Below are 26,888 nucleotides of genomic sequence, written 5' to 3'. Positions count from 1 at the left end.
GTGGCACAGATCACCCGACCTCACGGGAGAGGCTGGTGGAGAGGTCGAGGTGTGCGTGGGCCTGCTCCTGCAACGTACGAGCCTTGGTCTCGAAGGTCTCCACGGCGTCGGCACCGGCCGCGAAGCGCAGCGGAGGCTCGTCGAGAGCCGCTAGCCGAACGAGCGCGTCGGCGAGCTTCGCGGGATCACCGCTCTGCTTGCCGTCCATGCCTCGCCAGGCTTCCACGGTCGCGGCCGAGCGGTCGGCGTAGTCCGCGATCGACGGCGCGGCGTAGTGGGTGGACTGCGGGGTGAGCAGCTCGGTGCGGAAGAAGCCGGGCTCGACGAGCATGGTCCGGATCCCGAACGGAGCGATCTCCGGACCGAGCGCCTCCATGAACCCCTCGACACCGAACTTCGAGGCGGCGTACGCGGTGAGGAAGTCGCCGGCCGGCGCGATGCCTGCGGTGGAGGAGATCGTCATCACCAGGCCGTCTCGCTGCAGGCGGAGCTGAGGCAGGGTGGCTCGGATGAGGTTGATCGGGCCGAACAAGGTGGTCTCGATCTGGGAGCGGAACGCGTCGGGCGTCATCTCCTCGAAGAAGCCGGCCTGGAAGCTGCCGGCGTTGTTGACCAGTACGTCGAGGCGACCGAACCGCTCGACCGCCTCCTGGACGGCGGCCTCGGCCGCTGCCGGGTCGGTGACGTCGAGGGCGACGGGCAGCAGATCGCCGTGCTCGCCCAACGCCTCGGTGACGCTCTTCGGGTTCCGTGCGGTGGCGACCACCGCGTGCCCGGCGGCCAGGGCTGCGCGGGTGATGTCGACGCCCAGGCCGCGGCCCGCACCCGTCACGAGCCAGACGTTCTTCTTGTTCTTCCCTGTCATGCGCTTTCCCTCTCGTTCGTCGGCTCCCTGCTGGGCGCCACCTATCACTGAACCAGCGCGGAAGGGTCGCAAGAAGGCCCGCTCGGAAGGGTCACCGGCAGTGACCCTCTCCCGGGCTCGCAGGCTCCTACAGTGGAGGGCATGACCTCCGACGTGCCCAGTCGCCGCGATGCGGCGCGAGCCGAGATCCGGGAGTTCCTGAGCACGCGTCGTGCCCGGATCACCCCTGATCAGGCGGGTCTTCCGAGCTACGGAGGTGAGCGGCGGCGAGTGCCCGGCCTACGTCGCGAGGAGGCCGCCCTCCTCGTCGGCGTCTCGCCGCAGTACTACATCCGGCTGGAGCGCGGCGATGCCACCGGGGTCTCGGAGAGCGTCGTCGACGGCATCGCCCAGGCGCTCGAGCTCAACGCGGCCGAGCGTGCGCATCTCATGGACCTGATCCGCACCGCGGGCGGTCCGGCGCAGGTCGCCAGGCGCCGCCGGTCCTCGGCACCCAGGGGTGTACGTCCGACGATCGATCGGTTGGTGGACTCCATGAACGGCGTGCCGGCCATGGTGCTCAACGGACACCTCGACGTGCTGGCCGTCAACTCGCTGGGTCGCGCGGTGTTCTCCCCGTGGTACGACGCCGGCGAGCCGGTGAACACCGCCCGGATGGTCTTCCTCGAGGAGACCGCCGGCACCTTCTTCCGCGAGTGGGAGCACGCCGCTGACGACACCGTCGCCCTGCTTCGCGCAGAGGCGGGCCGCAACCCCTACGACCGCGAGCTCTCCGATCTGGTGGGCGAGCTCAGCACCCGCAGCGAGGAGTTCCGGGTGCGCTGGGCTGCGCACGACGTACGCATCCACACGACCGGGGTGAAGAAGCTGCATCATCCCGTGGTCGGCGACCTCGACCTGCCGTTCGAGTCGCTATCGGTCGATCCGGGCAGCAGCACCAACCTGGTGACGTACCTTCCCGAACCCGGCTCGTCGACCGAAGCAGCTCTCGCGGTCCTCGCCGCGAACTAGGGTGAGAGACATGAGCATCCCGGTCGCGCTGCCCGATCTCGCCTCGACCCTCGAGCGGTTCGGCAGCGGTTTCCTGCTGACCACCGCGGGCGAGCGGATCAAGGTCGTGGTCGTGGATCCGGTCGTCGAGGGCTCGACCCTGCGGATCTCGGATCCCGGCGGCGGCACCCGTGCGAACCTCGCGACCAACCCGGTGCTCACGCTGACGTACGCCCCGCTCACGCCGCGCGACCACGCGCTGATCGTCGACGGCACCGGCCGTGTCGAGGGATCCGATGTCCTCGTGACGCCGACCGGCGCCGTGCTGCACCGGCCGGCATCGCACGCCTCTGGACCCGTTCCCGAGGACGGTTGCGGGCAGGACTGCCGACCGGTCGACCCGGCGCGTCCGTAGGCTCGACCCATGGAGACCTCGCCCACCGTGCTCGTCACCGGCGCGACCGGTTTCATCGGTCGGCGGCTGGTCGCGGAGCTGACCCGAAGCGGCACCACGGTGCGTGCGATGACCCGGCGCCCGGACGACTACGACGGCTCCGGTGAGCCGGTGGGCGCCGACGTCGACGACCCCGCCACCCTGTCGGCCGCGCTCGACGGGGTCGACGTGGCGGTCTATCTGGTGCACTCGCTCGACCACGACGACTTCGAGGAGCGCGACGCCCGGGCCGCACGGTCCTTCGGGGCCGCCGCAGCTCGGGCCGGGGTGCGCCAGATCGTCTACCTCGGCGGCCTCGGCGACGATGACGGGGACCTCTCTCCTCACCTGCGCTCTCGCCGCGAGGTCGAGGCCCTGCTCGGCGAGGCCGGCGTCCCGGTCACGGTGCTGCGGGCCGCGATCGTCGTCGGCCACGGCGGCGTCTCCTGGGAGCTGACCCGGCAGCTGGTCAAGAACCTTCCCGCCATGGTGGTGCCGAGGTGGACCGCCACCCGGACCCAGCCGATCGCCGTCGACGACGTGATCCGCTATCTCGCGGGTGTCATCGACCACGAGGACGCGGTCGGCGAGGTCTTCGAGATCGGCGGTCCCGAGGCGATGACGTACCTCGACATGCTGACCGTCGCCTCCAAGGTGGCCACCGGCCGAACGATCCCTGTCGTCCCGGTGCCGGTGCTGACGCCGCGGCTGTCGTCGTACTGGCTGGCGCTGGTGACCGACATCGACCTGACCACGGGGCGCAACCTGATCGACTCGATGAGCACCGAGGTGGTCGCGCAGGACCGGCGCATCCTCGAGGTCGTGCCCGGCGAGCCGCTGCCCTACCGCGAGGCGGTGCGACGTGCCCTGGCCGAGCGGCTGGCCGAGGGCAAGGGGGTCTGAGACCTCAGCCGAAGAGCAGCGGCAGCGCCAGCAGCATCGACAGCGACCACGCACAGTGGGTGAGGATCGGCGCGAGTACGCCGCCGGACGCACGCCGCTCGAGGCCGACCACGACCCCGAGCAGGATCGCGGCGAAGGCCAGCATCACGTTGCCGGTCGCGAGGGTCGCGATCACGTAGGCCACCGACGTCCAGGCGACCGGGTGGCGAGGCAGGGCGGCGTAGACCGCGCCGCGGAAGAACAGCTCCTCCGCCACCCCGTTGACGGCGGTCACCACGACCAGGATCGGGAGCGAGCCCTGGTCGGCGAAGTCGAGCACCGAGCGCACCTGCCGGTCCAGCCACGGGATCTCGCGCACGACGAGACCGCCGATCACGAAGACCCCGGCCAGACCGAGGCCGAGCAGGATCGGCGGCAGCACCGGGCGTACGAGCCGCTGCTCGGGCTGCCTCTCCTGCCGGGGCCAGGCGCCGATCCGTCCGAGATGTAGCGGCCCGGACGCGAAGGCGCCGATCGCCCAGACTCCAGCCAGGGCGAAGGTCGCCGGATAGAACCAGGCGCTGCCCGGCTCGATGCGGAGCGAGACGCCGAGCACCAACGCGCCGAGCACCCCGAAGCCGACCGTGATCGCCTGGCGGCGCCGCAGGCCGGCGTCGCTCTGACGGTGGTCTCGCGGGACGACGTCCCACAACGACCTGCGCACCCAGCTGCGCACGGCACTCCCCTCGCTCCGGTGACGGCTGCGTTCCAACGTACGTGGCCGGCATGCGACGCGCACCGGAAGAGCCGTCAGATGATCGCGATGGCGTTCGCCGGTGAGCCGGTCGCGCCGGTGACGTTGAGCGGCTTGACGCTGAGGAAGGCCTCCCACCTCTGCAGCGCGTCCATGCGGCGTGCCAACGGCCCGAGCCGCCACAGCTCACCGAGCGGCATGCCGAGCTTGGCCAGGAACTCCTGGTGCATCATGCCGCGGTCGTTCGGCGCCGACTGGACGAAGGGCGAGCCGGGCACGGGCGGCAGGCACTCGACCGCGAACGTGTCCGCCGCGAGCAGAGCGAGACCGGAGTCCCAGGCCCAGTCGAGGACCTCCTCGCTCTGCTCGATGCCGGTGGCGCGGCCGAGGGCCTGCTGGGCCAGCTTCTGCTCGGCGGTGAGCTCGAGGAACCACTCGCACCACCCGGTGTGGAGCATGACGATGTCACCGGCACGCAGCTCGATCGCCTGCGCGGTGAGAGCGTGGTCGATGTATTCGTACGGGATCGGCTGGCCGGCCTCGTGATCGAGGGTCTCCTCGCGCCGGGCGAGCAGACCGGCGATGTCCACCAGGACGCCCCGGCTGACGATGGGGCGATCGGCCCAGACCTGGATGCCGATCTCCTCGGTCCCCGGGATGATCAGCTCGTCGGCGGTCTCGGCGTAGAACCCGACGTCGTCGGCCCGCCGGTGCCGCAGCCCGTCGACCTGGGTCGAGGACTGGAGGTAGTAGCCGTCGAGATAGTCGTCGCGGTGTGCCGGGTGGTTGCCGTAGATGATGTGCTCGGCAGGCTTCCTGGCCTTGGACATCCCGGGCATGAACGCGTTGATCGGGTAGTCCAGCCCGAAGGTCTCGCCCAGCTGGACGAGACCGGCCGCGGCCACCACGCTCTCCTCGTCCGCGAAGGACGGCGTGCCACGCCACGGGTCCTCGAAGAGCTCCCAGGAGGTGCCTCGAAGCGTCCCGGGGCGGTCGTGGAGCTCGGCCCTGCTCGGGCGGTCGTGCGTGGTCATCTCGTTGCTTCCGCGTCGTCGCGCACCGTTGCCTCGGAGCCGACGTGGGTGAGGAGGTAGGCCGTGACGGCCGAGATCGAGGCGGCGACGCACAGGATCGTCTTGAACGGGCCGTTGGGGCCGACGACGAGCGCCTGGCTGCCGACAGCCAGCCCCACGGCCTGCAGGCCGATGAGCGCGAGACCGCCGAGCAGCGCGACGACCAGTGACGCGGTGAAGACGGTGCGGAGGATCGATTGGGTCATGGTTCCGTCCCTTTCTCAGACCGGCAGGATGCCAGAAGCCACGAGTACGCCGATGCCGAGCAGCGGAAGTGCGTAGTAGACGAGCATCCTGCGGAAGGTGTGTAGCGGGTCGACGCCGGCGATCCCGCAGGCGACGTACAGCGGCGCTCCGCCCGGCGGCACGGCGGCCTCGCAGGAGGAGAAGATGAGGACGGCAACCGCTGCGGTGGTCGCCGGGACCCCCGCGGCCGCGAGCGCGGCCACACCGACCACGCCGACGGCCGCCATCGTGGCAGTGCTCGAGAGCGGGGCCGCGACGGCGACGACGATGATCCCGATGACGAGCGCCAGCAGCCACACAGGCAGGTCGAGGCCACCGAGCAGCCCGGCGAGCTGCTCGGGCAGCCCGGTCGTCGCCAGCGCGTTCGCACCCGAGAACGCGAACAGGACCGTCAGCCCGACGACCCCGAACCGCGGAGCCGAGCTGCCGATCAGCTCGACCCATCCCCTGCTGTTGCGCGGCAGCCGGTCGCGGCCGAGGAACAGACCGATCAGGATGAGAATCACCGGCATCCAGAAGATCGGGCTCAGCGCCTCGGTCACATCGGTGTCGATCCGCTCGGTGAGCGCCTCGGCGACAGCACCGGTGGTGAGGACGATCGGAATCGCGATCCCGGCGAACAACAGCAGCGTCGGCCAGCCGTTGGAGAAGGCGGCCCGTACGTCACGGCCGCTCCGCGACACGGTCGGACCGCTCCCGTTCGTGGAGCGGCGTACGAGCAGGTAGGTGACGATCAGACGGTGCAGCACGCACCACAGGCCACCGATCAGCAGCGGCACGATCAGCGACTCGATGTCGACGAGGGCACCGCCGACCGACGAGCCGACCAGGACGAACATCGAGGCGCTGAACGGGAAGGTGATGCCCATGCCCGCGTTGCCGGCCACGATCGTGGCGGCGGTGGTGCGGTCGACGCGGGTGCGCTCCATCCACGGGATCGTCACCGACCCGACGGTGGCGGCGATCGCCGCCTGGTTGTGGACGATGCTGCCGAGCCCCGCGGAGGCAACAGTCGAGACGTACGCCGGACCGCCGCGGCGATGACCGATCAGGGCGTCGAGCAGATCGATCATCCGGTGGGTGACGCCTGCCTTCTCCAGGACGTAGCCCATGAAGACGAAGATGACGGTGGCGTAGACGATCTCGTCGATGAGCGCGGCGTAGAGGGCGTCCCAGCCCGCGCTGAGGAACTGACTGCCGTTGAACACCGCGGCGACGACGAACCCCACCACCATCGCCTCACCCACGTTGCGGCGCAGAACGGTCGTCCAGGCCAGGATCACCGCCAGGTAGACGCCGAGCGCCCATACGCCGATCACGACCGGATCCCGTCAGCGGCCATCCGCTCCATCGCTGCCACAGAGGCGTCGGTCATCTCGGCGTGAACCCCCAGGTCGGAGAGGTAGGCACTGGTCGAGCGCATCTCCGCCGCCCGCCGGGCGGCATGCTTCGCCGTTCCGGTGAGGAAGCGGTCGATGACCGCCTGTCCGTCCCCGGCGAGAACGCCCGCGATCTGACCACGGACCCACTCTTCCATCCCTGCACCGCGACCGGCACCGACCGCCTCGACGACGACCGAGGCGAGCCCCTTCATGAAGACGCTGCGCAGCAGCTTGTGCGCCATGGCGTCGCCGAGGTCGCCACCCACCACCTCGACCGGCGTCCCCAGCGGTCGCATCAGCGCCGCCACCGCATCGCCCGCCGGTCCGGCGGCCATCAGTGGCGTGGCTGTGCCCAGCTGGATGACCGGACCGAGGATGGCGACGTCGGCCAGGCGTACGTCCTCACGCCCCTCGAAAACCGTGGCCAACGCCCGCTTCTCCGTCGGGCCAGAAGAGGTGAAGTCCGCGTAGACGGCATCGTGCGCCAGCGCGGCGACGGCCGCCTCGGCGACCGAGCGGCTCGCGGAGGCCGCGGTCAGGGTGACCACGAGCTGCGCATCCGCGACCGCTCCCTCCAGCGTGTCCGCGACCTCGACGCCCGCCGGCGCCTCTTGGAGGTAGGGGTCGAAGCCGGTCACCCGGTGGCCGGCATCGGCGAGGGCGGTGCCGTAGATGCGGCCCACCTCGCCGAGACCGAGGATCGCCACGCGGGCATCCTGGAGCGGACTGTCGGAGATTGTGCTGTGTGACATCGTCGAACTTTCGGTGCTGGGGAGGATCAGGGATCAGTCGTCTGCGGGAATCCGGATGGCCAGGACGTCGCAGGGGGCGCGCAGCAGCACGGTCTGAGCCGTGCTCCCGAGGAGGAACTTCCCGGTGCGCGAGCGGCGGCGGAGGCCGACGACAACGAGGTCGGCGCTCACTCTCTCCGCCTCGTCGATGAGGGTCTCGGCGACGGAGACGGCCTCGGCGTACTGGCGTACCTCGACCTCGAGGCCTTGGTCGGCCAGTCGCTGCCGCACGGCCTCGAGCTCCGCGGCTGGGACGAGCCCTCGGTCGGCGTAGGCGCCGCCCGTCGAGGAGTTCACGACCACGAGGGAGCCGCCACGGGTCCGGGCCTCCCGGACGGCGCCGGCGAGAACCCGCTCGCCGGCGCCGCCGGGCATGTAGCCCACGAGGATCGTCATGGCTGCTGCCCCTCGGGGCCGACGAGGCCCAGGGAAGCCTCGATCGCTCGGCGGGTCGCCTCCTCGGCGGCGAACTTGGCCTCGGCCCGGTCCGCGATCACAGCCGCGGACTCGAGCGGAACCACGACGACACCGTCCGCGTCCCCGACGATGATGTCGCCGGGGCGTACGACCACACCGGCGACGGCGACGTCGACAGAGAGGGCGTACGGGCCGTCCTTGTAGGGGCCGGCGGGCGTGCGGGAGCGGGCGAAGACTGGCATGTCGTACTCGGCCAGCCCCTCCGCGTCGCGGACGGCACCGTCGAGGAGGAACCCGGCGACGCCGCGTGCCTTGGCCTTGCCGCCGATGAGCTCACCGATGAGGGCGCGCGACTCGTCGGCGCCGCCGCTCACGACGATCACCTCACCGGGCTCGACCTGCGTGAGCGCCTCGTGGATGCCGAGGTTGTCGCCTGGGCGGGTCCAAACGGTGAACGCGGTCCCGACCATGCTGGCGCCCGGCCAGGCCGGCGCGATGACGGAGTCGACCGAGCCCAGCCGATCCATGGCGTCGCCGATATTGGCCGTCGGGAGACGGCGGAAGCGGTCGAGAAGGACCTCGTCGGGGCGCTCGGGCCGGGCCGTGGCGAGGCGACCGCCAGGGTTGAACTGCTGGTCGGCGATGATGCTGTCGGTCATCAGCTGTCCGCCTTCACCAGCGGGAACAGGTCACCGAAGGTCTTCTCGGTCTCGTCCCAGTAGGCGGAGTACTCATCGGCGTCCAGGTAGGACGGGGCGAGGCCGGCGTCGGTCATCTTCTTCTGGAAGGCCGGGTCCTCCATCACCTCGCCGATGGCGGTGGACATCTCGTCGACGACCTCGTCGGGCGTGCCCGCCGGGAAGGAGTAGCCGCGCGAGGAGGAGATCTCGACGTCGTAGCCGGACTCCTTGAACGTCGGTACGTCGGGCAGAGACTGGGCGCGCTCGGCGTCCATGACGCCGACGATGCGAACCTTGCCCGAGTCGGCCAGCGGCTGCAGGTCGCTCACGTTGGTGAGCAGGACCTCGGTGTTGCCGCCCAGGAACGCGGTGGTGGCGGCGGTGCCTCCGTCGGCGAAGTGCACCGGGGCGAGGTCGGCGCCGGAGACCTCCTTCAGGCTGGCGAGGGCGAAGTGCTCGTTGCTCGCCACGCCAGTCGTGGTGGCGCGCAGCTTGCCGGGCTCGGCCTTGGCGGCCTCGACCAGGTCCTTCGGGGTCTTGATGTCGCTGTCGGGCGCGACCGCGACCGCGGTGGGGTCGACGACCTGAAGTGCCACGGGGGCGAAGCTGTCACGCTCGTACGATGCCTTCCGGCTCTCGTCGAGCACGGTCATGATCGCCGAGGGGAAGGTGGTGGCGGCCATGGTGTAGCCGTCCGGCTCGGCCTGCGTCAGCGCTGTGTAGGCGACCTGGGAGTTCGCCGCGGGCTTGTTGACGACTGTGATGGTGGCGTCGAGCTTGTCCTCGAGCTCCTTGGCGAGCATGCGAGCACCGATGTCGGTCGGGCCCCCGGCTTCGTACCCGATGACGAGCTCGATGGGCTTGGCCGGGTAGTCGCCGGTCGAGGCGCTGGTTGCGGACTGGGCGCAGGCTGCGAGCGAGAGGCACGCGAGCCCGATGCCGGCGAGGGTGAGTGCGCGAGGTGCGCGGTTCATGGTGATGACCTTTCGTCGTGAAGAGGTGGTTGGGTCAGACTTCGGCGTCGGTGGGCAGCCCTGCCTTTCTCTTCAGTCCGGCGCTGAACACGGAGGCGACGAGGATCGCGAGGGCGACCAGCAGGAACACCAGCGACAGCGGACGGTCGACGAAGACCCCGAAGTCGCCCTGGGAGATCTGCAGGGACTCCCGCAGTGCGCTCTCGATGAACGGGCCGAGGATGAGCGTGAGGACCAGGGGCGCGAGCGGCAGGTGGACCTGCCGGAAGACGAAGCCGACGAGCCCGAAGAACACCATCACGTAGATGTCGATGACGCTGTTGTTGACGGCGTACGAGCCGATCACGATGAAGGCGAAGATCACCGCGCGCAGGACCGAGTAGGGGATCGCGAGGATCCGGGTCCACAGCCCGACCATGGGGACGTTGAGCACCAGCAGGAGCAGGTTGCCCACGAACAGGCTGGCGATGACCGTCCAGACCAGATCCGGTGCCTCGGTGAAGAGCTGCGGTCCCGGGGTGAGCCCGTTCTGGAGGAAGGCGCCCATCAGCACCGCGATCGCCGGCGAGGCCGGGATCCCGAGGGTGAAGAGCGGGATGAAGGCGGCGTTGCTGTGCGAGTTGTTGGCGGTCTCGGGAGCGGCCACACCCTCGATCGCGCCGGTGCCGAGCTCCTTGCGGTGCCGGGAGACCTTCTTCTCGGTGCTGTAGGCCAGCAGCGACGAGATCGCCGAGCTCACGCCCGGGATGAGACCGATGACGGTGCCGATCGACGCGCCTCGTCCGATCGCGGGCGCCGCACGGCGCAGGTCGGTCCTCGTCGGGAGCAGCTGGCGAAGAGTCGGGGCCGTGGGCTTGGGGGCCGCGCCACCGCTGGTGGCGAGCAGCTCACCGAGCCCGAAGATGCCGACCAGGACCGGTACGTAGCTGATGCCGTCGAAGAAGTGCGGCTGGTCGAAGGTGAACCTCGGCAGGCCCATCACCGGGTCGATGCCGACCATCGCGATCAGCAGCCCCAGGCAGGCCGAGATGAGCCCCTTGAGGACCGATCGCCCCACCAGGCCGACAAGCAGTGCCAGGCCGATGAGCACCAGGGAGAAGAACTCCGGAGGCCCGATACGCAGGCCGAGCTCCGAGAGCGGCTTCGCTGCCAGGACGAGCGCGAGGGTGGCGATCGTCCCGCCGATGAACGAGCCGATCCCCGCCGTGGCCAAGGCCGCTCCGGCGCGGCCACGCAAGGTCATCTGGTAGCCGTCGATGCAGGTGATCGCCGACTCGCCCTCGCCCGGGATGTTCAGCAGGACGCTCGTGATCGTCCCGCCGTACGCACCGCCGTAGAAGATCGCGGCCAGCATGATGATCGCGCTCGCCGGGTCCATCGTCAGGGTGAGCGGGATCAGGATCGCCATGCCGGCGGTCGACCCGATGCCCGGAAGGATGCCCAGGATCGTGCCCAGCAGGCAGCCGATCAGGGCGAAGAGCAGGTTCTGCGGCGTCAGTGCGGAGGCGAAGCCGTCGAGGAGTGCGGTGAAGGAATCCATGACCTCACAGCCCCAGGTCGCGCAGGAACGGGATGCTGGAGACCGGTAGCGGAACCGTCAGCAGCCGGGTGAAGGCGTAGAAGACGCCGAAGCTTCCGATCACCGCGATGACCAGCGACTGCAGCGGCCCCCGGCGCCCCACCACCAGCAGGTGGAAGAGCAGGAAGACCAGCATGCTGACCTGGTAGCCGACCGGCTCGAGGCAGGCGGCGAGCACGCACAGGCTCACCAGGATGGCCAGCACGGTCGAAAGGGAGTACTCGGGAGTCTCCTCCTCGACAGCCGGCTTGCTCGGGATCTCCGGGCGGAGTCGTGCTCGCAGCTCCTGGCCGAACCAGACGAGCCCCAGCACGACCAGGAGCACGCCCAGCCAGAGCGGGAAGAACCCAGGGCCCGGCCCCAGGTCGTCCCAGTAGCCGAGGGAGCGCGAGCCGATGAACGCGGCGGCTCCGATCGCGACGACGAGCGCTGCGACGAGCAGCGACAGGACCGGCCGCCGGTGCTCGTCGACGGTCGCTGGACCGCTGGCCGCCGTAGAGGCGGAGATGTTGGTGTTGTCGCTCATGTTTCTCATTCTGTGATAAGGTGTATCACGGCATGAGGAACTATCCGTGACGGCCGTCACCCTGTCAAGCCCGCGTGCTCGGGGGTGCGAGGATTCGATGCGTCGCGACGAAACGGAGGAGGCACGTGAGCGAGGAGAAACCGTCAAGCACGATGCGCTCTCTGGAGAGAGCCATCGACGTCCTCGAGGTCCTCGAGGCGACACGTACGCCACTGCGGCTGAGCGAGGTCGCACGCCGAGCGGGCCTGCACGTCGCGACGACGCAGCGCATCCTCAGCACACTCGAGGCACGTGGGCGCGTCGAGCAGGACGGCACCGGCTACCGCACCGGCGTCGCGATGCTGTTCGGAGCCCACGCCTACCTGGCCACCAACCGACTGGCCGCCACGGCGCCGATGATCCTGCAGCAGCTCGCCGCCGCCACCGGACTCACTGCGTCCGTGTTCGTGCGCGCCGGCTCGTCCCGCGCCGTGATCGCCCGGGTCGAGGGCAACGACCCGCTGCGCTATGTCCTCCCGATCGGCGAGCGGCTCCCGCTGCACCTCGGTGCGGGCAAGGTCATCGCTGCGTACATGGATCCGGACGAGCTCGAGTCAGCGCTCGACGGCGTCAACGAGTTCACCCGCGCCGACGGGACCCAGATCTCCCCCGACGACTTCCGGAACGAGCTCGAGGAGATCCGTCGACGAGGCTGGGTGGCCTCTCACGACGAGCGTGTGGTCGGCGCGGCCTCCGTCGCGGCTCCTCTGATCAGCGCTGATGGCGAATGTCTCGCGGCGATCCAGGTCGCCGGGCAGACCAACAACCCCGCATTCGCCGACCCCACTCCCCTCGGGCACGAGGTGCGCCAGGCCGCCGGTGCCCTCACCTCACGCCTGGGCTGAACTGGAGTCGTTTCCGATGCCCGACAACTGGCTGAACGAGACCCGCGAGTCGTACGACACCGATGCCGCCGGCTACGCCGAGAAGGTGCGCGGCCTGCTGGACGATCGTCCGTACCTCCGCGCCGGCCTGGCGGTGTTCGCGGAGGCTGTGCGCGAGGGCGGGCCGGTGGCCGATGTCGGCTGCGGGCCGGGGTACGTCACCCGGCATCTGCACGACCTCGGAGTCGACGCGTTCGGGATCGACCTCTCCCCCGAGATGATCGCCATCGCCCGGCAGGACCATCCCGATCTCGGGTTCGAGGTCGGGTCGATGACCGATCTGCCACTGGCGGACCGGTCTCTCGGCGGCGTACTCGCCTTCTGGTCGGTCATCCACATCCCCGACGCGGCGGTGCCCGGCGTGTTCGAGGAGTTCCGGCGGGTGCTGCGGCCCGGTGGTTCGGTGCTGGTCGGGTTCCACGTCGGCGACGAGATCCGGCGTTCGACCACCGGCTACACCGGGCGACCGATCAACGTCGACAGTCACCGGCGTACGCCCGAGCAGATCTCCCGGTGGCTGCGCGGGGCGGGGTTCGACATCGAGGCCGAGTTCCTCATGCGGCCCGACGACGAGGTCCCGGGCGCGATCGTCTTCGCCGGGAAACCTCTCTCGGACTGATCAGGAACGAAGAAGCGTACGGAGCCTCTGCCTCCGTAGGCTCGTCTCAACGGACCCGACAGGAAGGAAAGACCGATGGCGAAGAGCACCACGTTCACCGAGGAAGAGAAGGCGGCCATGAAGGAGGCCGCCGCCGAGCGCCGGACGGCCGCCAAGCGTGGCACCGGCAGCAAGAAGGCCGAGGCCGACCTCGCTGACTGCCTCGAGAAGATCGAGGCCATGGACGACAACGACCGCGCGATCGGCGAGACGCTCCACCGGATCGTCACCACGCACGCGGCCGACCTCGCCCCGAAGACCTGGTACGGCATGCCCGCCTACGCCAACTCCGACGGCAAGGTCGTGGTCTTCTACAAGTGCGCCGGGAAGTTCAAGATGCGCTACGCCGAGGTCGGCTTCCAGGAGTGGGCGAACCTCGACGACGGCGACATCTGGCCGACCGTCTTCGCAGTCACGTCGATGACCCCGGCCGTCGAGGAGAAGCTCACCGAGCTGGTGAAGCGGGCAGTCCGCTAGCCGGCGTGATGCTCGCGGTAGCGCCGGTAGAGCCGCTCCAGGAACCCTTCGAGCTCGGCGGCCATCTCCTCGTCCAACGCGGGAAAGGAGAAGGTCGCCTTGCCCGTACGCCGCTTGCGGAACGCGTCCGATGAGCCCTCGAGCGCTTCCGGCCAGGTGTCGACGGCGATCGCGTAGAGGCTCACCTTCTGCGCGCTCCGCTTGACCGCCGCGAAGTAGTCATGGGCGCCCGAACCCGGCCAGCGCAACGACGGCATCCCGTAGATCGTCGCGTCCTCGAGCTCGTTGCGGTAACGGGCCAGGAGCGCCCAGATCCGGTCTTCGACGGCATCGAGGTCGGCCATTGAGGGAGCGTATCGAACGCATGGCGCTCACCGAGGCGCTCAGCGGCGACGGAAGAGCCGGAACCGACGGCTTCGCCGATCATCCGTGGCTGTCGGTTCGCGAGGTCTCCTCTCTCGCGCCGCGCGGCGGGCGGCCCATTCGGCCACCGTGGTGTCGGGGTCGCGTGGCATCGTGATCAGCGGCGGCCCCGCCGGAGGTTCATAGCGGGCGCGGATCACTTGTGCGTTGAAGTCGTCGATCTCGCGACCTACGGCCTTCTCGTCTGCCAGCTGATCCAGGCGCCCGTCCAGGGCGGCGTCGTCCTTGCGGAGCTGGATCGACGGCGGAAGCAGCGCAACGTGCTCACGCTCGATGAGGCTCCTGATCCACCACTCCGGATCGTGCTGGTCCGGTAGGTCGATCGGCTCACCGCTGCCGGGCAGGTCGTCGAAGTCGCCACGTGCGATCGCCTTCCGGACCTGGAAGTCGGCGAGCAGAGCGACGGCGATGGCGTCGTCGATCGCGAAGGCGTACGGGTCGTGGGGCTGCACGCTCGTCACCATCCCTCCGTCGACAGCGGATAAAAGTCATCTGTATTATGTCACGCGTATTGAAAACCGAAAGGAGGCGGCGATGCCGAAGCAGGTCGACCACCGCGAGCGACGAGAAGCGATCGCGCACGCGCTGTGGCGGGTGGTCGAGCAACAGGGCTGGCCACGAGCGACCATGCGCGAGGTCGCCCGCGAAGCGGATGTCTCTCTCGGGCAGCTTCAGCACTACTTCTCGTCCCGGACCGCGATGCTGACCTTCGCGATGGAGTTCGCCGCCGAACAGATGTCAGACCGGGTCGCGCGCGGCCTGACCGGGGTCGCGCAGCCTCCACACCCCCGGGACGTGCTCCGGGTGGTGCTCACCGAGATGCTCCCGCTGCACCCCGATGCGCGCGCCACCAGCCGGATGAACGCCGCGTACGTCCTCGAGGCGCTGCACGACCCCGCGCTGCGCGAGGTGGCCGGCGTCGGCCTGCGCGAGGGGCGCGACATGGTCGAGCGTCTCATCCGAGAGGCGATGGCCGATGGGCACATCTCCGCCGACCGCAACCTTGCGATCGAGACCGACCTCATCCTCTCGCTGACCGGATTCACGCCCCTGCTGGAGCTCGGCGTGGTCAAACCCGAGGCCGCGCTCGCGGCCATCGACCAGCACCTGGACAGGCTCTTCTCGCCTGCATCATGACGGCCGACCGACCCAGCCTGCGTCGGCCGCCACCCGGAGGGCGGCTCGAGCTCGGCGGGTGACCTCGGGCCAGTCCTGGCGACGGATCAGCTCGGGTTCGACGATCCACGAGCCGCTGACGGCACCGACGGAAGGTAGGTCGAGGTAGTCGGCCATGGTGTCAGGACCGATGCCGCCCGACGGCAGGAAACGTAGGTCGGGGAACGGTCCGGCGAGGGCGCGTATCGCCGCGGTTCCGCCGAGCAGGTCGGCCGGGAACAGCTTCACGGCCTCCAGCCCGAGCGCGACCGCGGCCATCGAGTCGGTCGCCGAACCCACCCCGGGGATGACGGGTAGCCCGTGGCTGAGGCAGCGGTCGACCACCTCGACCGACAGTCCCGGGCTCACCACGAACCCGGCACCCGCCGCGGCCACGAGGTCCACCTGAGCGGGCGTGATCACTGTGCCTGCGCCCGCGAGCAGGCCGGAGACGGCTGCCATCCGGCGGAGTGTCTCCTCCGCGGCAGGTGTCCGCAGGGTCACCTCGACCACTGTGACGCCCCCGGCCAGCAGTGCGTGCGCGAGCGGCACCGCGTCGCCAGGGTCGTCCATGACGAGCACAGGTACGACGGGGCAGCGGGCGAGCACGCCGAGTGCCGACCTGTCGGCGACCGGGAGGGAGTCAGCGGGTGGTGCGGTCATCGCACGACCTCCGCTCGTCCGGCAGCGGCGGCCATCGCTCGCGGGGGCCTGAGCGGCCCGGCCAAGGTGGCCCGGGTCGGAAGACCCTCCCAGTCGCCACGCTCCAAACAGACCTCCGCGCCGGTGCGGTTCGCGGTGGCCAGTCGCTCGACCTCCTGACGGCCGGACACGAGCTCCGCGAGATAGCCGGCGACGAATGCGTCGCCGGCGCCGACGGGATCGATCGGGTCGACCGGCACGGTGGGTGCCCGATGAACCGCGTCGCCGGTCACCGCGAGCGCTCCGAGCGCACCGAGCTTGATCACGACGGTGGCCGGGCCGAGGCTCCGCAGTTCGCGGGCCAGCTCTTCCGCACGCTCGAACGAGGCCTCCCCCGCGACCGTGCCAAGCACCAGCGCGGCTTCCTCCTGGCCGGCGAAGACCAGGTCCGCCGCGGCGACCAGGCGAGCAAGGGCCGGAGCCGCCTGCTCGTCGGACCACAGCGACGCCCGGTGGTTGACGTCGAAGGACACGGTCGTGCCCGACGCCCGGGCGAGTTCGATGGCGCGGGCGAGGGTGGCTGCGGGGCCCGGGCCGAGCGCGGCTGTGATCCCACTGACGTGGAGTACGTCGGCGGTCTCGATCGCGGCCCGGTTGCCGGCCTCCGCCATGTCGGCAACGCTCAGTCGAGAGGCGGCGCTGCTGCTTCGGTAATAGCGGACCCGGACGGGCCGACCGCCGTTCATCTCCTTGAGCATCAGGCCGGTGGGGGCCTGCGGATCCCTCGCCGCTCGGACGACGACGCCCTCCGAGGTGAGCTGCCCCTCGACGTACTCACCGAGGGCGTCGTCGCCGAGCCGGCTCAGCCAGGTGCAGCGTACGCCGAGCCGGCTCAGTCCGATCGCCACGTTGGACTCTGCCCCGCCGAAGCGGAGCGACTGCCCGATGCTGGTCGTCATGGGTGCCGAGGTCTCCAGCTCGATGAGCCCCATGGTCTCCCCGAGGGTGACGACGTGGGCGGGCCGGCTCACGAGGCATCCCCGTCGGACGAACCGTCGGTGAGACGGAGCAGCACCTTGCCGCTGTCCTGCCTGGCGGCGGTGGCGAGCGCCTCCTCAGCGTGCGCGAGGTCGAAGCGGTGAGTGACCAATGCCGAGACGTCGAGCCCACCGGCGAGGGCGTCGAGGGCGTCGGTCATCTCCTCGACGAACCGATACGAGCCGATCCACGTGATCTCGCGCGTGACCAGATCGCCGAGCACGGCCGGGACCGCAGAGCCGGGCAGGTTGCCGACCGAGACCAACGTTCCGCCGCGAGCCGTGGCACGAAGAACGCCGCCGAGAGCAGCAGCCGCGCCGGAGGCCTCGAAGACGAGCTCGGCGTCCTCGGGGAGGGCGTCGCCCGCAGCGAGGTTGCGCACCTCGTCTGCCCCGAGTTCCTTGGCCACGGCGAGGGCGGTGTCGGAGACGTCGATCGCCGTGACGAAGCGGGCGCCGCGGTGCTTCGCCGCGGCGACGACCAGCGCACCGATAGGCCCGGTGCCATTGACCACGACATCGCGGCCGGTGAGGTCGCCAGCGCGACCGACGGCGTGCAGCGCCACGGCCAGCGGTTCCGCCAGTGCGCCCTGCTGGGTGGAGACACCGTCCGGGAGCGGTCGCAGCTGGCCGACAGGCACAGCGCGGAACTGGCTGAAGCCTCCTTCGGTGTGCGGGTCGAAGGCCGCCGAACCGAAATAGCGGACGCGGGAGTGGAGGTTGGTCCAACCCGCCAGCCGGGCCGGCAGTTCCGAGCCTGCAGCGGGGCTGGCGGGGTGGACAGTCACCGGTTGGCCCACCTCGACCCCGGTGACGCCCCGGCCCAAGGCCGCGATCCGGCCGGCCACCTCGTGGCCCAGCACGAGCGGCTGCTTCAGCACCGCGGTGCCGGAGGCACCGTGGCGCCAGTAGGCCACGTCGGAGCCGCAGATCCCGCCCCACTCCATCGCCACGACCACCTCACCAGGCTCGGGCCGAGGGTCGGGCCGCTGCTCGACGCGGACGTCGCCGGCGGCGTGGACGACCACGGCCTTCACGCCGCGTCCTCCAGTCGGACCAGGTCGCGGCCGCGGGTCTCCGGAGCCACAGCCGCGGCGACGAGGGTGATCGTGGAGTAGACGACGAGCATCGCCGCGATCGGCCACCAGCTGCCCGTGGCCGCGGTGAGAGAGGCTGCGATCACCGGGCCGATGGCGGTGGCCAGGATCCCGCCGATCTCCTTGGCCAGCGCGAGCTGGGTGAAGCGGGTGCGTGCGCCGAACAGCTCGGCCATGGTGACGCTCTCCAGCGCGAAGAGGCCGAGAACGCCCAGATTGAGACCGGCGATCATGCCGAACATCAGGCCCGCGGTCGTACCGCCCGTGACGAGCAGGAGCATCGGGAAGGCGAAGACGATGGTGGCCAGGGAGAGCGCGATGTAGATCGTGCGGCGACCGAACCGATCGCCCAGCGCGCCGACCAACGGCACGGTCGCGAAGCCGGCGATGGAGCCGTACATGATCGCCTCTGTCGCGACCTCCTTGTCGAGCAGGAGGGTGGTGGCGATGTAGCCGACCAGGAAGGTCTGGATCAGGCCCGAGTTGCCAGCCTGGCCGAAACGGAGGGCAAGCGCGAGCGCGAAGGCCTTGCCCTTGCGCTGCTTGAGGGCGGCCTCGAGGACACTCTTGTCGGCCACCTCCTGCACCTCCGCCTTGGAGAGTGCGACACCGTCCACGACGTCCGGCCGCGCGTCGAAGACCGGGCTCTCCTTGACGTGGGTCCGCACCCACACCGCGAACAGCATCAGCACGAAGCTGAGCAGGAAGGGAATGCGCCAACCCCACGAGAGCAGCTGCTCCTCAGAGAGCACCGCCAGCAGCACGGTCCACAGAGCGGTCGCGGCGAGGGTGCCGGAGTTGGTCCCGAGCGAGACGAGTGAGGCGACGAGACCGCGGCGCTTCGGCGGCGCGTACTCGGCAAGCATCACCGTCGCGCCGGCGATCTCGGCGCCGGCGCCGAAGCCCTGGATGAGCCGGAGGACCACCAGCAGGATCGGGGCCATGAGGCCGACCTGGGCGTACGTCGGCAAGACACCGATCAGGGTCGTCGAGGCGCCCATCAGGGCGATGGTGAGGAACAGCACCCGCCGGCGGCCGATGCGGTCGCCCATCCGCCCGAAGTAGATGGCCCCAGCGAGCCGCGCGACGTACCCGACCCCGTAGGTGGCCATCGCCGCGATGAGGCCGATGGCCGGGCTCACGTCGGGGAAGAAGATCTGGTTGAAGACGATGGCCGCGGCCAGTGAGTAGAGCTGGAAGTCCATGAACTCCATGGCCGTGCCGAGCCAGCCGGAGACGGCCGCCCGGGTGAGGTCCCGGGTCGAGCGCTTGGTCGCTATGCCTTCCGGCGTCATGTCTGTGTCCACCATCGGTAGTACTCCTTGCATTCTGGACCGTCGCTGCGGTCGCGTGGTCGACCCGGGGGGCGGATCGCCCGTGGGGATGTCGCGGTCTAAGCCGTAGACCGGGTGGTGATTCCTCAGATCTCGATGCGTCCAGCCGCCAGAGCGGGCAGACGGGAGGTGATCGCGTCGACGATCGCCGGGTCCTCGGCGACGTCGTCGGCACCGATGGTGCGTAGGAGGCGCGCGACGACCGTCGTCAGGTCGCCGGCGCCCCAGCACGCCGCAAGTGCGGCAGCGGCCGGGTCGGTGGTGCCGAACCGGAGCGCCGCGGAGCCTCGGGGGGAGGAGCTGTCTGCCGAAGGCCGGGTCGCGTTGACCCATGCCGCGAGGGCCAGTTCCAGGGTGGTGGCGGAAGCCCCGGCGGTGCGGAGCTGCCGTAGCGCGGGCAGCCAGCGCTCGCCGACCTTCAATGAGCCGTCGTTGCCGATCTGCTGGAGGCGGTGCCGGACAGCGGGGTTGGCGAAACGGGTCACCAGTGCCTGGGCGTATTCCTCTTTGTCCGGGCCGCCGGCGATCGTCGGGCCCACCTCGTCGCCGAGCGAGCGCACCAGGCGCTCGCCCCAGTCGGTGGCCATCACGTCGGCCACGGTCGCTCGGCCGGCAGCGAGACCGAGATAGGCGAGCGCGGAGTGGGCGCCGTTCAGCAGGCGCAGCTTGGTCTGCTGATAGGGACGTAAGTCGTCGACAAAGAGGGCTCCCGCGAGCTCCCACTGCGGGCGGTCACCTCGGAAGGCGTCCTCCAGGACCCACTGACGGTAGGGCTCCCCGACCACGGCGAGGTCGTCGCGGAGGCCCAGCGCGTTGGAGGCGGCGTCCAGATCGGCCGACGTGGTGGCCGGCACGATCCGGTCGACGACGGTGTCGGGGCAGCCGACCGAAGAGTCGAACCATTCCAGCAGCGCATCGCGCTCGGGCCAGCTCGAGGCTCGTACGAAGTCTCCGAGCACCCCGCGCAGCGCGGCTCCGTTGTCCGCGGTGTTGTCGCAGGAGACCAGGTCGATGGCGGCGCCCGAGCCGCGGAACCGCTCGAGCAGCCCGGAGGCCAGCCGCCCTACGACCGTGGTCATCGGTCCGTCGCCAGCCGTGGCGGCGAGGTCCTGCTCGATACCCGGGGCGCTGCGGTCCAGGCCCCCGCGGGGACGGCGGGCGTAGCCCTTCTCGGTGACGGTGATCGTGACGGTCGCGAGCTCGGGAGCGGCCATTAGGGCATCGACCGCCCCTCCCCGACGCTGCATGTCGAGGGTCTCCACGACCGAGCCGACGACACGCGCAGGGCGGGCGTCGGCGGCCAGCGTCGTGAGCGAGAACAGTCCGTCCTGCGCCGCTGCCTGGTCCGCCAGACCTGCCTGGCGGGGCACGACCGCGACGATGCCACGGCCGTCACCGGAGCGGGCGGCGGTCTCCTCCGTGTAGTCCGCCTGGTGGGCCCGGTGAAAGGCGCCCAGTCCGAAATGGAGGATCCGTGGTTTGAACTCGCGGGGGTCGACGCGCGGGCGCTGCTCAGGGGCGAGCCGGGCGAGGGTGCGCAGGGAGAGGCGGTCCACGTCAGGTCACCAGTCGTGGACGGAGCCGTCGAGGCGACGCGCTACGGGTAGATAGCGCGGGTCGTAGGGGAACCGGTCGGCCGCCTTCTCGTCGTACTCCACACCGAGGCCGGGCGCCTCCGCGACATCGAGCATGCCGTCGGAGTAGGAGACGGTGCTGCGGAAGACCTCCATGGTCTCCGGCACGTGCGGCATCCACTCCTGGATGCCGAAGTTCGGTACGGAGAGGTCGACGTGCACGGCTGCGGCCAGCGTCACCGGGGACAGGTCGGTGGCACCATGGGAACCGGTGCGGACCTGGTAGAGCGCGGCCAGGTCGAAGATCCTGCGCAGGTGGGTGATGCCGCCGGCGTGGACCACGGTCGTGCGTACGTAGTCGATCAGTTGCTCCGTGATGAGGTGCTGCACATCCCAGATCGAGGAGAGCGCCTCCCCCACAGCGATGGGCGTCGTGGTGTGCTGCCGGATGAGCCGGAAGGCATCCTGGTGCTCTGCGGGTGTGGGGTCCTCCATCCAGAACAGTCGACAGTCCTCGACGCTCTTCCCGAACCGTGCGGCCTCGATCGGGCTCAGCCGGTGGTGGATGTCGTGGAGCAGGTGGAAGTCGAACCCGAAACGGTCGCGTACCGCCTCGAGGTAGGTGGGGGCGAAGTCGAGGTAGGCCTCGGTGGACCAGGGCTGCTCGTCGGGTAGCGACGTGGCGGCCGGTTCGTAGACACTGCCCTTGCGTACGCCGTAGGAGCCCCCGATCTCCGGCACCGCCGCCTGCGCCCGGATCGCTTTGAAGCCCTGGTCGCGGAAGCGCGCCACGTCGTCGATGAGGGCGGGTACGTCGGCCCCGCTGGCGTGGCCGTAGACCATCACGCCGTCCCGGCACCGGCCGCCGAGCAACTGGTAGACCGGCTGGCCGGCGATCTTGCCCTTGATGTCCCACAGGGCGGTGTCCACCGCGGCGATGGCCGTCATCGTGACCGGGCCGCGCCGCCAGTAGGCACCTCGGTAGAGGTACTGCCACATGTCCTCGATGCGGTCGGGGTCACGCCCGATGAGGAGCGGCACCACGTGGTCACGGAGATAGCTGGCGACGGCCAGCTCGCGACCGTTGAGCGTCGCATCGCCCAAGCCGGTGACTCCGTCGGAGGTGGTGATCCTCAGGGTGACGAAGTTCCTGCCTGGGGAGGCGATGAAGACCTCGGCACGCTCGATCTTGGCCATGGACAACCTCTCTCGTTCCTTCGTCCCGTTGTGTGCAGTACTTGTATACAAGCACTGCCATCCAGGCTGTGTCAACCGTCACATGTGTGTCAGTGGGCATCGATGGCCATAGACTGAGGGCATGGGGGAAGCCACCAAGCGGTCCAACCGGCGGATCGTCTACGAGACGCTGCGACGCAAGGTGCTGACTCTGGAGCTGCCGCCCGGCACTCCGCTGTCCGAGAACGACCTCGCGGCTGCTCTCGGAGTCAGCCGCACACCGGTTCGCGAGAGCCTCATCCTGCTCGCCGAAGAGGGTCTGGTCCGCGTCTTCCCGAAGGTGGGCTCCTTCGTCTCGCGGGTGGATCAGGAGAGCGTCACCGACGCGCAGTTCCTCCGCGAGGCCGTCGAGCTCGCCGCTCTCGACGATGTCCCCGACCAGCTCGATCCCGACATCGTCGCCGACCTGGAGACCAACCTCGCGCGCCAGTCATCGCCCTCGATCGACAACGAGGAGTTCTTCAACCTCGACGAGGCTTTCCACCACGGGCTGCTGCGCCTGAGCGGCCACGGGCGCGCATGGTCCACTGTCGTAGCAGCCAAGGGCCACCTCGACCGAGCCCGCCGGCTGGGGCTCTACGAGACGAGCCCACAACCGTTCGTCGTGCAGCACCGGGAGATCTTCGACGCGGTGAGGTCCGGCAACCTCAGCGCGGCACGCGACGCGATGCGCGTCCACCTGCGGCTCGTCTTCGAGGACATCGAGAAGGTCCGCCAGCGCTCGCCGGAACTCTTCGTCACCGACGACGGCAAGGTGCCTGTCAGGCGCAGCGTGGCCGTCTGGGAGTGATTCGGGGCACGCCGCGGCGTAGCCGTCGCTCTCAGGAGTCACAGATCGCCTCGCTGTCCGGTCTATCGGGTGCACCGTTCATCGAGGAGGACTCCCATGTCATTGACCGTGCTTCAGGAAGCGAAACCGCCCTTCATCCCGGAGGGGGCGCACGCGATGACGATCGTCATCGAGTACCCGCCGGGCGACCCCGGCACCCCGCCGCACCGCCACCCCGGACCGGCCTTCGGCTACGTACTGGAGGGCGAGATGGTGTTCGAGCTCGAGGGCGAGCCGCCGCGGGTCGTCCGTGCCGGCGAGGCGTTCTGGGAGCCGGGCGGGGACGTCATCCACTACCAGGACGGCAACAGCCGTGACGACATCCCGGTGCGGTTCACCGTCACGATGCTCTGCGATCCGGGCAAGCCGATGCTCGAGTTCGTGTCCGAGCAGGAGCTCCAGGCGAAGGGATGGTCGCGGAGCTGAACTGAACTGAACTGACCGGGCCCGTACGGCGTGCGCCGTACGGGCCCGGTCAACTGCGATGCCAGTCGCCCAGCTTGGTCGGATTGAGCACGATCCACAGCGTCGCGATCTCGTACCCGGCCGTCTCCGCGCCGATGACCGCGACAGCACGAGAGCCACGGCGCAGGACCAGCCCGGCGCGGCCGTTGACGGACTCGACGGCCAGGTCGACACCGGCCCGCCTGCACAGCGTCGTGACCAAGCGGGCGACCTCCGCCTGACCGTGCAGAGGCTCGTCAGGGCCGGGTACGAGTCCACCGGAGTCGCAGGTGCCGACGACCTCGACGCCCAGGACGGCGGTGAGCGCGGTGACGTCTCCCCTGCCACAGGCTTCGGCGAACCTGCGGACGACCAGGTCGTGTCGATCGAGCGGACCCCAGGATGTGCGCACATCGTGCCCCGTTCTCTCGCGGTCGCAGGTGTGTCCATCGGCGACTCAGCCTGCGGCGGACACGCCCTTGTTCTTCTCGGGGTTGACCAGCCAGAGCACCTGATCGATGCCTTCGGCAGTGGCGCCGACGGTGACCAGGCCGTACGCGGAGCCGTCGCGGACGAGCACGGCAGACGTCTGTCCGTTCGTGGTCGTCCAGCGCACCTCGACGCCGTCCCAGAACCAGGTGGAGATCGCCTTGAGGAACTTCGCCACCCGCTCCGCGCCGACGAGCGGCGTACGGGCGATACCCGTCCGGCCGTTGCCGTCGGACAGGCTGGTCACATCCGGTGTGAAGAGCCGCTCCAACGCGGTCAGGTCGCCGGCGCGGGCAGCGGTGAGGAACGTGGTCAGCAGCTCCCGCTGCTCTTCCACGGCCACCGGCGCCCGCCGCTCGCTGGCGATGTGCTTGCGTGCCCGGCTGACCAGCTGACGTACGGCTGGTTCGGTCGAGGACAGGATGTCCGCGATCTGCGCGTAGGAGTATTCGAAGGCTTCTCGCAGGACGTAGGCGGCGCGTTCGCTCGGGGTGAGCTTCTCCATCAGCAGCAGGGAGGCGAACTGCAGAGCCTCGGCCCGCTCGGCACCCAGGTACGGGTCCGACCCGGTGTCGACCGGTTCGGGCAGCCACGGCCCGATGTAGGTCTCGCGCCGTTTCCACGCCGACTGGAGGACGTTGATGGCCAGCCGGGTGGTGGTGGTCGCCAAGAACGCCTCCGGGTTGACCACCGTGGACCGGTCGTACGCCTGCCAGCGCAGCCACACGTCCTGCACCAGGTCCTCGGCCTCGGTGACGCTGCTGAGCATGCGATACGCAATCCCGAACAGGCGCGGCCGCACCTGGGTGAAGACAGCGGTGGCCGCCTCGAGATCCTCCGCGTCACCGAGCTCACGCACCTCGGAATCCGTCATCCCACGCCCCCACCGTCATCTCTCGATCGCCGTCCGGCACCAGCCAAACTCTAGAGGCTCTCAGAGTGCCGCCGCACGACGATCGTGATCGCTCGTGGTCACTTCGCCGGCGGCGGGTTCAGCGGCAGCCAGTCGGCGAACCGGGTGTCCGACAACTGCGCGTCGGGACCCGGCAGGAGCATGTCCTTGTCCAGCAGCGCACCGAAGTAGCGCGCCTCCGGGTCGGCGACGACCTCGCGGGCGTCACCGCGGTAGCTCAGCCCGGTGCGGATCAGCTCGTCGAGACCGAACTGCTCGGGGCCGGCCACCTCGACAGTGCCGTTCAGCGGCGTACCCACGGAGACTCGGCCAACCGCGGCGGCCACGTCCTCGCCTGCGATGGGTTGGATCCGCGCATCCGAGAGACGGACCGTGTTTCCCTCGGTAGCCGCTTGGGCGATGCTGCCCACGAACTCGAAGAACTGCGTGGCGTGCACGATCGAGTACGGCCGTCCGGACTCCTTGATCAGCCTCTCCTGCTCGATCTTCGCGCGGAAGTAGCCGCTTTCGGCGAGGCGCTCGGTGCCGACCACCGACAACGCGACGTGGTGTCCGACCCCGGCCTCCTCCTCGGCGGCGAGGAGGTTCCCGGTGGACGTACGGAAGAAGTGCAGCACGGCATCGTCGGCGAACGAGGGCGAGTTCGAGACGTCGACCAGGACCTCAGCGCCCTCCAACACCTCGGCCAGCCCTTCGCCGGTCAGGGTGTTCACGCCCGAGTCGGGTGACGCGGGCACCGCTTCGTGGCCGTGCTCGGCCAGCTTCCGGACGAGCTTCGAGCCGATCAGGCCAGTTCCGCCGATCACGACGATCTTCATGGTGTTCCTTCCATCTCGCGCCCCGGCCGATCCGGAACGTCGCTCACCAGTCAGGACCGGACAGGCCTGCGGTTTGTGACAGAAGGTCCGGCGGCGGATGCGATCGGCCGTCCTCTTCCGGTCTTCGTCACAAACCGAGGGCCGGTCCGGTCCTGACTGGAGACACCGACCTGACGAACCGAGGTACCTCATGGAAACCCAAGGCGCCCACGCCATCGACACGATCGACGATCTCCGCCGCCACCTGCAGTGGGCGATCGAGCTCGAGCACGCGACGATTCCGCCCTACCTGTGCGCGCTCTACTCCCTGGACCCGGCCCGCAACCCCGAGGCCGCCCAGGTCGTCGGCACGGTCCTTGCCGAGGAGATGATCCATCTGGCGCTGGCCGCGAACCTGCTCAACGCCGTCGGCGGCTCTCCCAAGCTGGACGCGCCGGAGCTGCTGCCGGCGTACCCCCATCCGCTGCCCCACGGCGACCGGTCCGTCCACGTCCATCTCGTCCCGTTCGGCCCCGAAGCGCTCGACCTGTTCCTACGCATCGAGGAGCCGGCATCCGTGGACGCGCCGGCGCAGAGCGACGAGTATCAGACGATCGGGCAGTTCTACGCCGCGATCGAGGCTGGCCTGCGCACACTGTGCGACCAGCTGGGCGAGGAGAACGTGTTCAGCGGCGACCCGGCACGGCAGATCGGCGAGTTCCACCTCAGGGGTGGAGGCGGCGGGGTGCTGCCGGTCGTCGACCTGAAGTCCGCGTCGGCCGCGCTGGCGGAGATCGTCGAGCAGGGCGAGGGTGCTGCGCGTACGAACGTGTGGGACGGCGATCGCGACGTCTTCCACCCCGACCGGGACGAGGTCGCGCACTACTACAGGTTCCAGGAGCTCCGCCTGGGCCGCCGCTACCAGACCGGCGACACACCGCAGTCCGGACCGACCGGCAAGGAGATCTCGATCGACTTCGACGGTGTCCTGCCGATGCGGCCCAACCCGCGTACCGCGGACTATCCGAAGGGCAGCCCCATCCGCGTCGCCCAAGAGGAGTTCAACCAGACCTACAGCCTGGTTCTTTACCTGCTCGAGCAGGCCTTCAACGGCGATCCCAGCCAGATGCAGGACGCTGTCGGCGCCATGTTCGGGCTCCGCAAGCAGGCGATGGCGCTGATGAAGATGCCGACCGGTGACGGGAAGACCACCGCCGGTCCGTCCTTCGAGTACGTGCCACTCGAGCAACGCAACTGAAGCGCGGCTC

General features: G+C 69.8%; 32 protein-coding genes. 10 read left to right on the top strand and 22 right to left on the bottom strand.

Annotated elements, in window-relative coordinates; genetic code table 11:
• Positions 1 to 10: 10 nt before the first annotated feature.
• Complete coding sequence (locus OH802_RS04795; protein WP_406025610.1) at positions 11 to 865, bottom strand: SDR family oxidoreductase; 855 nt, start codon at positions 863 to 865, stop codon at positions 11 to 13.
• A 141-nt stretch (positions 866 to 1,006) separates the two neighbouring features.
• Between OH802_RS04795 and OH802_RS04790 the strand changes: the two genes are divergently transcribed.
• Genes OH802_RS04790 through OH802_RS04780 form a run of 3 tightly spaced genes read left to right on the top strand, consistent with a single transcriptional unit; the run spans position 1,007 to position 3,191 of the window.
• On the top strand, positions 1,007 to 1,876 hold the full coding sequence (locus OH802_RS04790) for a helix-turn-helix transcriptional regulator (RefSeq protein WP_406025608.1): 870 nt from the start codon (positions 1,007 to 1,009) through the stop codon (positions 1,874 to 1,876).
• 10 nt (positions 1,877 to 1,886) lie between these two features.
• Positions 1,887 to 2,270, top strand: a complete 384-nt coding sequence (locus tag OH802_RS04785) for a pyridoxamine 5'-phosphate oxidase (RefSeq protein ID WP_406025606.1) — start codon at positions 1,887 to 1,889, stop codon at positions 2,268 to 2,270.
• 9 nt (positions 2,271 to 2,279) lie between these two features.
• Positions 2,280 to 3,191 carry an NAD(P)H-binding protein gene (locus OH802_RS04780; RefSeq protein ID WP_406025604.1) on the top strand — a complete coding sequence of 304 codons (912 nt, stop codon included), beginning with the start codon at positions 2,280 to 2,282 and terminating at the stop codon, positions 3,189 to 3,191.
• Positions 3,192 to 3,195: 4 nt separating this feature from the next.
• On the opposite strand, the gene OH802_RS04775 is transcribed toward OH802_RS04780, so the two are convergent.
• The 10 genes from OH802_RS04775 to OH802_RS04730 form a co-directional block, all read right to left on the bottom strand.
• Entirely contained in the window at positions 3,196 to 3,906 is a 711-nt protein-coding gene (locus tag OH802_RS04775; RefSeq protein ID WP_406025602.1) for a CPBP family intramembrane glutamic endopeptidase, read from the bottom strand.
• A 74-nt stretch (positions 3,907 to 3,980) separates the two neighbouring features.
• Entirely contained in the window at positions 3,981 to 4,958 is a 978-nt protein-coding gene (locus OH802_RS04770; RefSeq protein ID WP_406025599.1) for a cyclase family protein, read from the bottom strand.
• Positions 4,955 to 5,203 (bottom strand): hypothetical protein, encoded by a 249-nt coding sequence (locus OH802_RS04765; protein WP_406025597.1) that lies wholly within the window; start codon positions 5,201 to 5,203, stop codon positions 4,955 to 4,957. The genes OH802_RS04770 and OH802_RS04765 overlap by 4 nt, the downstream gene beginning before the upstream one ends.
• A 15-nt stretch (positions 5,204 to 5,218) precedes the next feature.
• Positions 5,219 to 6,562: a TRAP transporter large permease subunit gene (locus tag OH802_RS04760; protein WP_406025595.1), complete on the bottom strand. Its 1,344-nt coding sequence runs from the start codon at positions 6,560 to 6,562 to the stop codon at positions 5,219 to 5,221.
• Positions 6,559 to 7,377, bottom strand: a complete 819-nt coding sequence (locus OH802_RS04755; RefSeq protein ID WP_406025593.1) for a DUF1932 domain-containing protein — start codon at positions 7,375 to 7,377, stop codon at positions 6,559 to 6,561. The genes OH802_RS04760 and OH802_RS04755 overlap by 4 nt, the downstream gene beginning before the upstream one ends.
• 33 nt (positions 7,378 to 7,410) lie before the next feature.
• The gene (locus tag OH802_RS04750) at positions 7,411 to 7,812 is read right to left on the bottom strand and encodes a universal stress protein (RefSeq protein ID WP_406025591.1); all 402 of its coding nucleotides are present in this window, start codon (positions 7,810 to 7,812) and stop codon (positions 7,411 to 7,413) included.
• Positions 7,809 to 8,492, bottom strand: coding sequence for a methyltransferase (locus OH802_RS04745; protein ID WP_406025589.1), 684 nt, complete (start codon positions 8,490 to 8,492; stop codon positions 7,809 to 7,811). The genes OH802_RS04750 and OH802_RS04745 overlap by 4 nt, the downstream gene beginning before the upstream one ends.
• Positions 8,492 to 9,487: a Bug family tripartite tricarboxylate transporter substrate binding protein gene (locus OH802_RS04740; protein WP_406025587.1), complete on the bottom strand. Its 996-nt coding sequence runs from the start codon at positions 9,485 to 9,487 to the stop codon at positions 8,492 to 8,494. The genes OH802_RS04745 and OH802_RS04740 overlap by 1 nt, the downstream gene beginning before the upstream one ends.
• A 34-nt stretch (positions 9,488 to 9,521) precedes the next feature.
• A complete protein-coding gene (locus tag OH802_RS04735; protein WP_406025585.1) occupies positions 9,522 to 11,027 on the bottom strand; it encodes a tripartite tricarboxylate transporter permease in 1,506 nt (501 codons plus the stop codon).
• A gap of 4 nt (positions 11,028 to 11,031) precedes the next feature.
• A complete protein-coding gene (locus tag OH802_RS04730) occupies positions 11,032 to 11,592 on the bottom strand; it encodes a tripartite tricarboxylate transporter TctB family protein (protein ID WP_406025583.1) in 561 nt (186 codons plus the stop codon).
• A 152-nt stretch (positions 11,593 to 11,744) separates the two neighbouring features.
• Here OH802_RS04730 and OH802_RS04725 point away from each other — a divergent pair, with 152 nt between their 5' ends.
• The 3 genes from OH802_RS04725 to OH802_RS04715 all read left to right on the top strand — a co-directional run bounded on the left by OH802_RS04725 (position 11,745) and on the right by OH802_RS04715 (position 13,650).
• Entirely contained in the window at positions 11,745 to 12,476 is a 732-nt protein-coding gene (locus OH802_RS04725) for an IclR family transcriptional regulator (RefSeq protein ID WP_406025582.1), read from the top strand.
• Between the two features lie 16 nt (positions 12,477 to 12,492).
• Complete coding sequence (locus tag OH802_RS04720) at positions 12,493 to 13,134, top strand: class I SAM-dependent methyltransferase (protein ID WP_406025580.1); 642 nt, start codon at positions 12,493 to 12,495, stop codon at positions 13,132 to 13,134.
• Positions 13,135 to 13,209: 75 nt separating this feature from the next.
• The gene (locus OH802_RS04715) at positions 13,210 to 13,650 is read left to right on the top strand and encodes an iron chaperone (protein WP_406025578.1); all 441 of its coding nucleotides are present in this window, start codon (positions 13,210 to 13,212) and stop codon (positions 13,648 to 13,650) included.
• Here the strand turns inward: OH802_RS04715 and OH802_RS04710 are convergent.
• Positions 13,647 to 13,994 (bottom strand): hypothetical protein, encoded by a 348-nt coding sequence (locus tag OH802_RS04710; RefSeq protein ID WP_406025576.1) that lies wholly within the window; start codon positions 13,992 to 13,994, stop codon positions 13,647 to 13,649. The genes OH802_RS04715 and OH802_RS04710 overlap by 4 nt on opposite strands.
• A 39-nt stretch (positions 13,995 to 14,033) precedes the next feature.
• Positions 14,034 to 14,534: a DUF1992 domain-containing protein gene (locus OH802_RS04705; protein WP_406025574.1), complete on the bottom strand. Its 501-nt coding sequence runs from the start codon at positions 14,532 to 14,534 to the stop codon at positions 14,034 to 14,036.
• Between the two features lie 73 nt (positions 14,535 to 14,607).
• On the opposite strand from OH802_RS04705, the gene OH802_RS04700 reads away from it, so the two are divergent.
• Positions 14,608 to 15,210: a TetR/AcrR family transcriptional regulator gene (locus OH802_RS04700; protein ID WP_406025573.1), complete on the top strand. Its 603-nt coding sequence runs from the start codon at positions 14,608 to 14,610 to the stop codon at positions 15,208 to 15,210.
• On the opposite strand, the gene OH802_RS04695 is transcribed toward OH802_RS04700, so the two are convergent.
• The 6 genes from OH802_RS04695 to manD form a co-directional block, all read right to left on the bottom strand.
• A complete protein-coding gene (locus OH802_RS04695; protein WP_406025571.1) occupies positions 15,205 to 15,891 on the bottom strand; it encodes a bifunctional 4-hydroxy-2-oxoglutarate aldolase/2-dehydro-3-deoxy-phosphogluconate aldolase in 687 nt (228 codons plus the stop codon). The two genes, OH802_RS04700 and OH802_RS04695, sit on opposite strands and share 6 nt — an antisense overlap.
• Complete coding sequence (locus OH802_RS04690) at positions 15,888 to 16,901, bottom strand: sugar kinase (protein WP_406025569.1); 1,014 nt, start codon at positions 16,899 to 16,901, stop codon at positions 15,888 to 15,890. The genes OH802_RS04695 and OH802_RS04690 overlap by 4 nt, the downstream gene beginning before the upstream one ends.
• Complete coding sequence (locus OH802_RS04685; protein ID WP_406025567.1) at positions 16,898 to 17,944, bottom strand: L-idonate 5-dehydrogenase; 1,047 nt, start codon at positions 17,942 to 17,944, stop codon at positions 16,898 to 16,900. Before OH802_RS04685 ends, OH802_RS04690 begins: the two co-directional genes overlap by 4 nt.
• On the bottom strand, positions 17,941 to 19,314 hold the full coding sequence (locus tag OH802_RS04680; RefSeq protein ID WP_406025565.1) for an MFS transporter: 1,374 nt from the start codon (positions 19,312 to 19,314) through the stop codon (positions 17,941 to 17,943). Before OH802_RS04680 ends, OH802_RS04685 begins: the two co-directional genes overlap by 4 nt.
• A 110-nt stretch (positions 19,315 to 19,424) precedes the next feature.
• On the bottom strand, positions 19,425 to 20,894 hold the full coding sequence (locus tag OH802_RS04675) for a mannitol dehydrogenase family protein (protein WP_406025563.1): 1,470 nt from the start codon (positions 20,892 to 20,894) through the stop codon (positions 19,425 to 19,427).
• Between the two features lie 6 nt (positions 20,895 to 20,900).
• Complete coding sequence (gene manD, locus OH802_RS04670; RefSeq protein ID WP_406025561.1) at positions 20,901 to 22,109, bottom strand: D-mannonate dehydratase ManD; 1,209 nt, start codon at positions 22,107 to 22,109, stop codon at positions 20,901 to 20,903.
• 121 nt (positions 22,110 to 22,230) lie between these two features.
• Between manD and OH802_RS04665 the strand changes: the two genes are divergently transcribed.
• Together OH802_RS04665 and OH802_RS04660 are read left to right on the top strand one after the other, a co-directional pair.
• Positions 22,231 to 22,938 (top strand): GntR family transcriptional regulator, encoded by a 708-nt coding sequence (locus tag OH802_RS04665; RefSeq protein ID WP_406025559.1) that lies wholly within the window; start codon positions 22,231 to 22,233, stop codon positions 22,936 to 22,938.
• A 96-nt stretch (positions 22,939 to 23,034) separates the two neighbouring features.
• Complete coding sequence (locus OH802_RS04660) at positions 23,035 to 23,403, top strand: cupin domain-containing protein (RefSeq protein WP_406025557.1); 369 nt, start codon at positions 23,035 to 23,037, stop codon at positions 23,401 to 23,403.
• 49 nt (positions 23,404 to 23,452) lie between these two features.
• On the opposite strand, the gene OH802_RS04655 is transcribed toward OH802_RS04660, so the two are convergent.
• The 3 genes from OH802_RS04655 to OH802_RS04645 form a co-directional block, all read right to left on the bottom strand.
• On the bottom strand, positions 23,453 to 23,833 hold the full coding sequence (locus OH802_RS04655; RefSeq protein WP_406025555.1) for a hypothetical protein: 381 nt from the start codon (positions 23,831 to 23,833) through the stop codon (positions 23,453 to 23,455).
• Positions 23,834 to 23,878: 45 nt separating this feature from the next.
• Positions 23,879 to 24,784, bottom strand: coding sequence for an RNA polymerase sigma-70 factor (locus OH802_RS04650; protein WP_406025553.1), 906 nt, complete (start codon positions 24,782 to 24,784; stop codon positions 23,879 to 23,881).
• Between the two features lie 98 nt (positions 24,785 to 24,882).
• Positions 24,883 to 25,641: an SDR family oxidoreductase gene (locus tag OH802_RS04645; protein WP_406025551.1), complete on the bottom strand. Its 759-nt coding sequence runs from the start codon at positions 25,639 to 25,641 to the stop codon at positions 24,883 to 24,885.
• A gap of 190 nt (positions 25,642 to 25,831) precedes the next feature.
• On the opposite strand from OH802_RS04645, the gene OH802_RS04640 reads away from it, so the two are divergent.
• Positions 25,832 to 26,878 (top strand): ferritin-like protein, encoded by a 1,047-nt coding sequence (locus tag OH802_RS04640; protein ID WP_406025549.1) that lies wholly within the window; start codon positions 25,832 to 25,834, stop codon positions 26,876 to 26,878.
• Positions 26,879 to 26,888: the final 10 nt, after the last annotated feature.

This window comes from Nocardioides sp. NBC_00850, from assembly GCF_045207335.1.
In the GTDB taxonomy this organism is placed as follows: domain Bacteria; phylum Actinomycetota; class Actinomycetes; order Propionibacteriales; family Nocardioidaceae; genus Nocardioides.
Note: the sequence above shows the minus strand (reverse complement) of the source record. Positions and strands in the feature narration are given on the sequence as shown.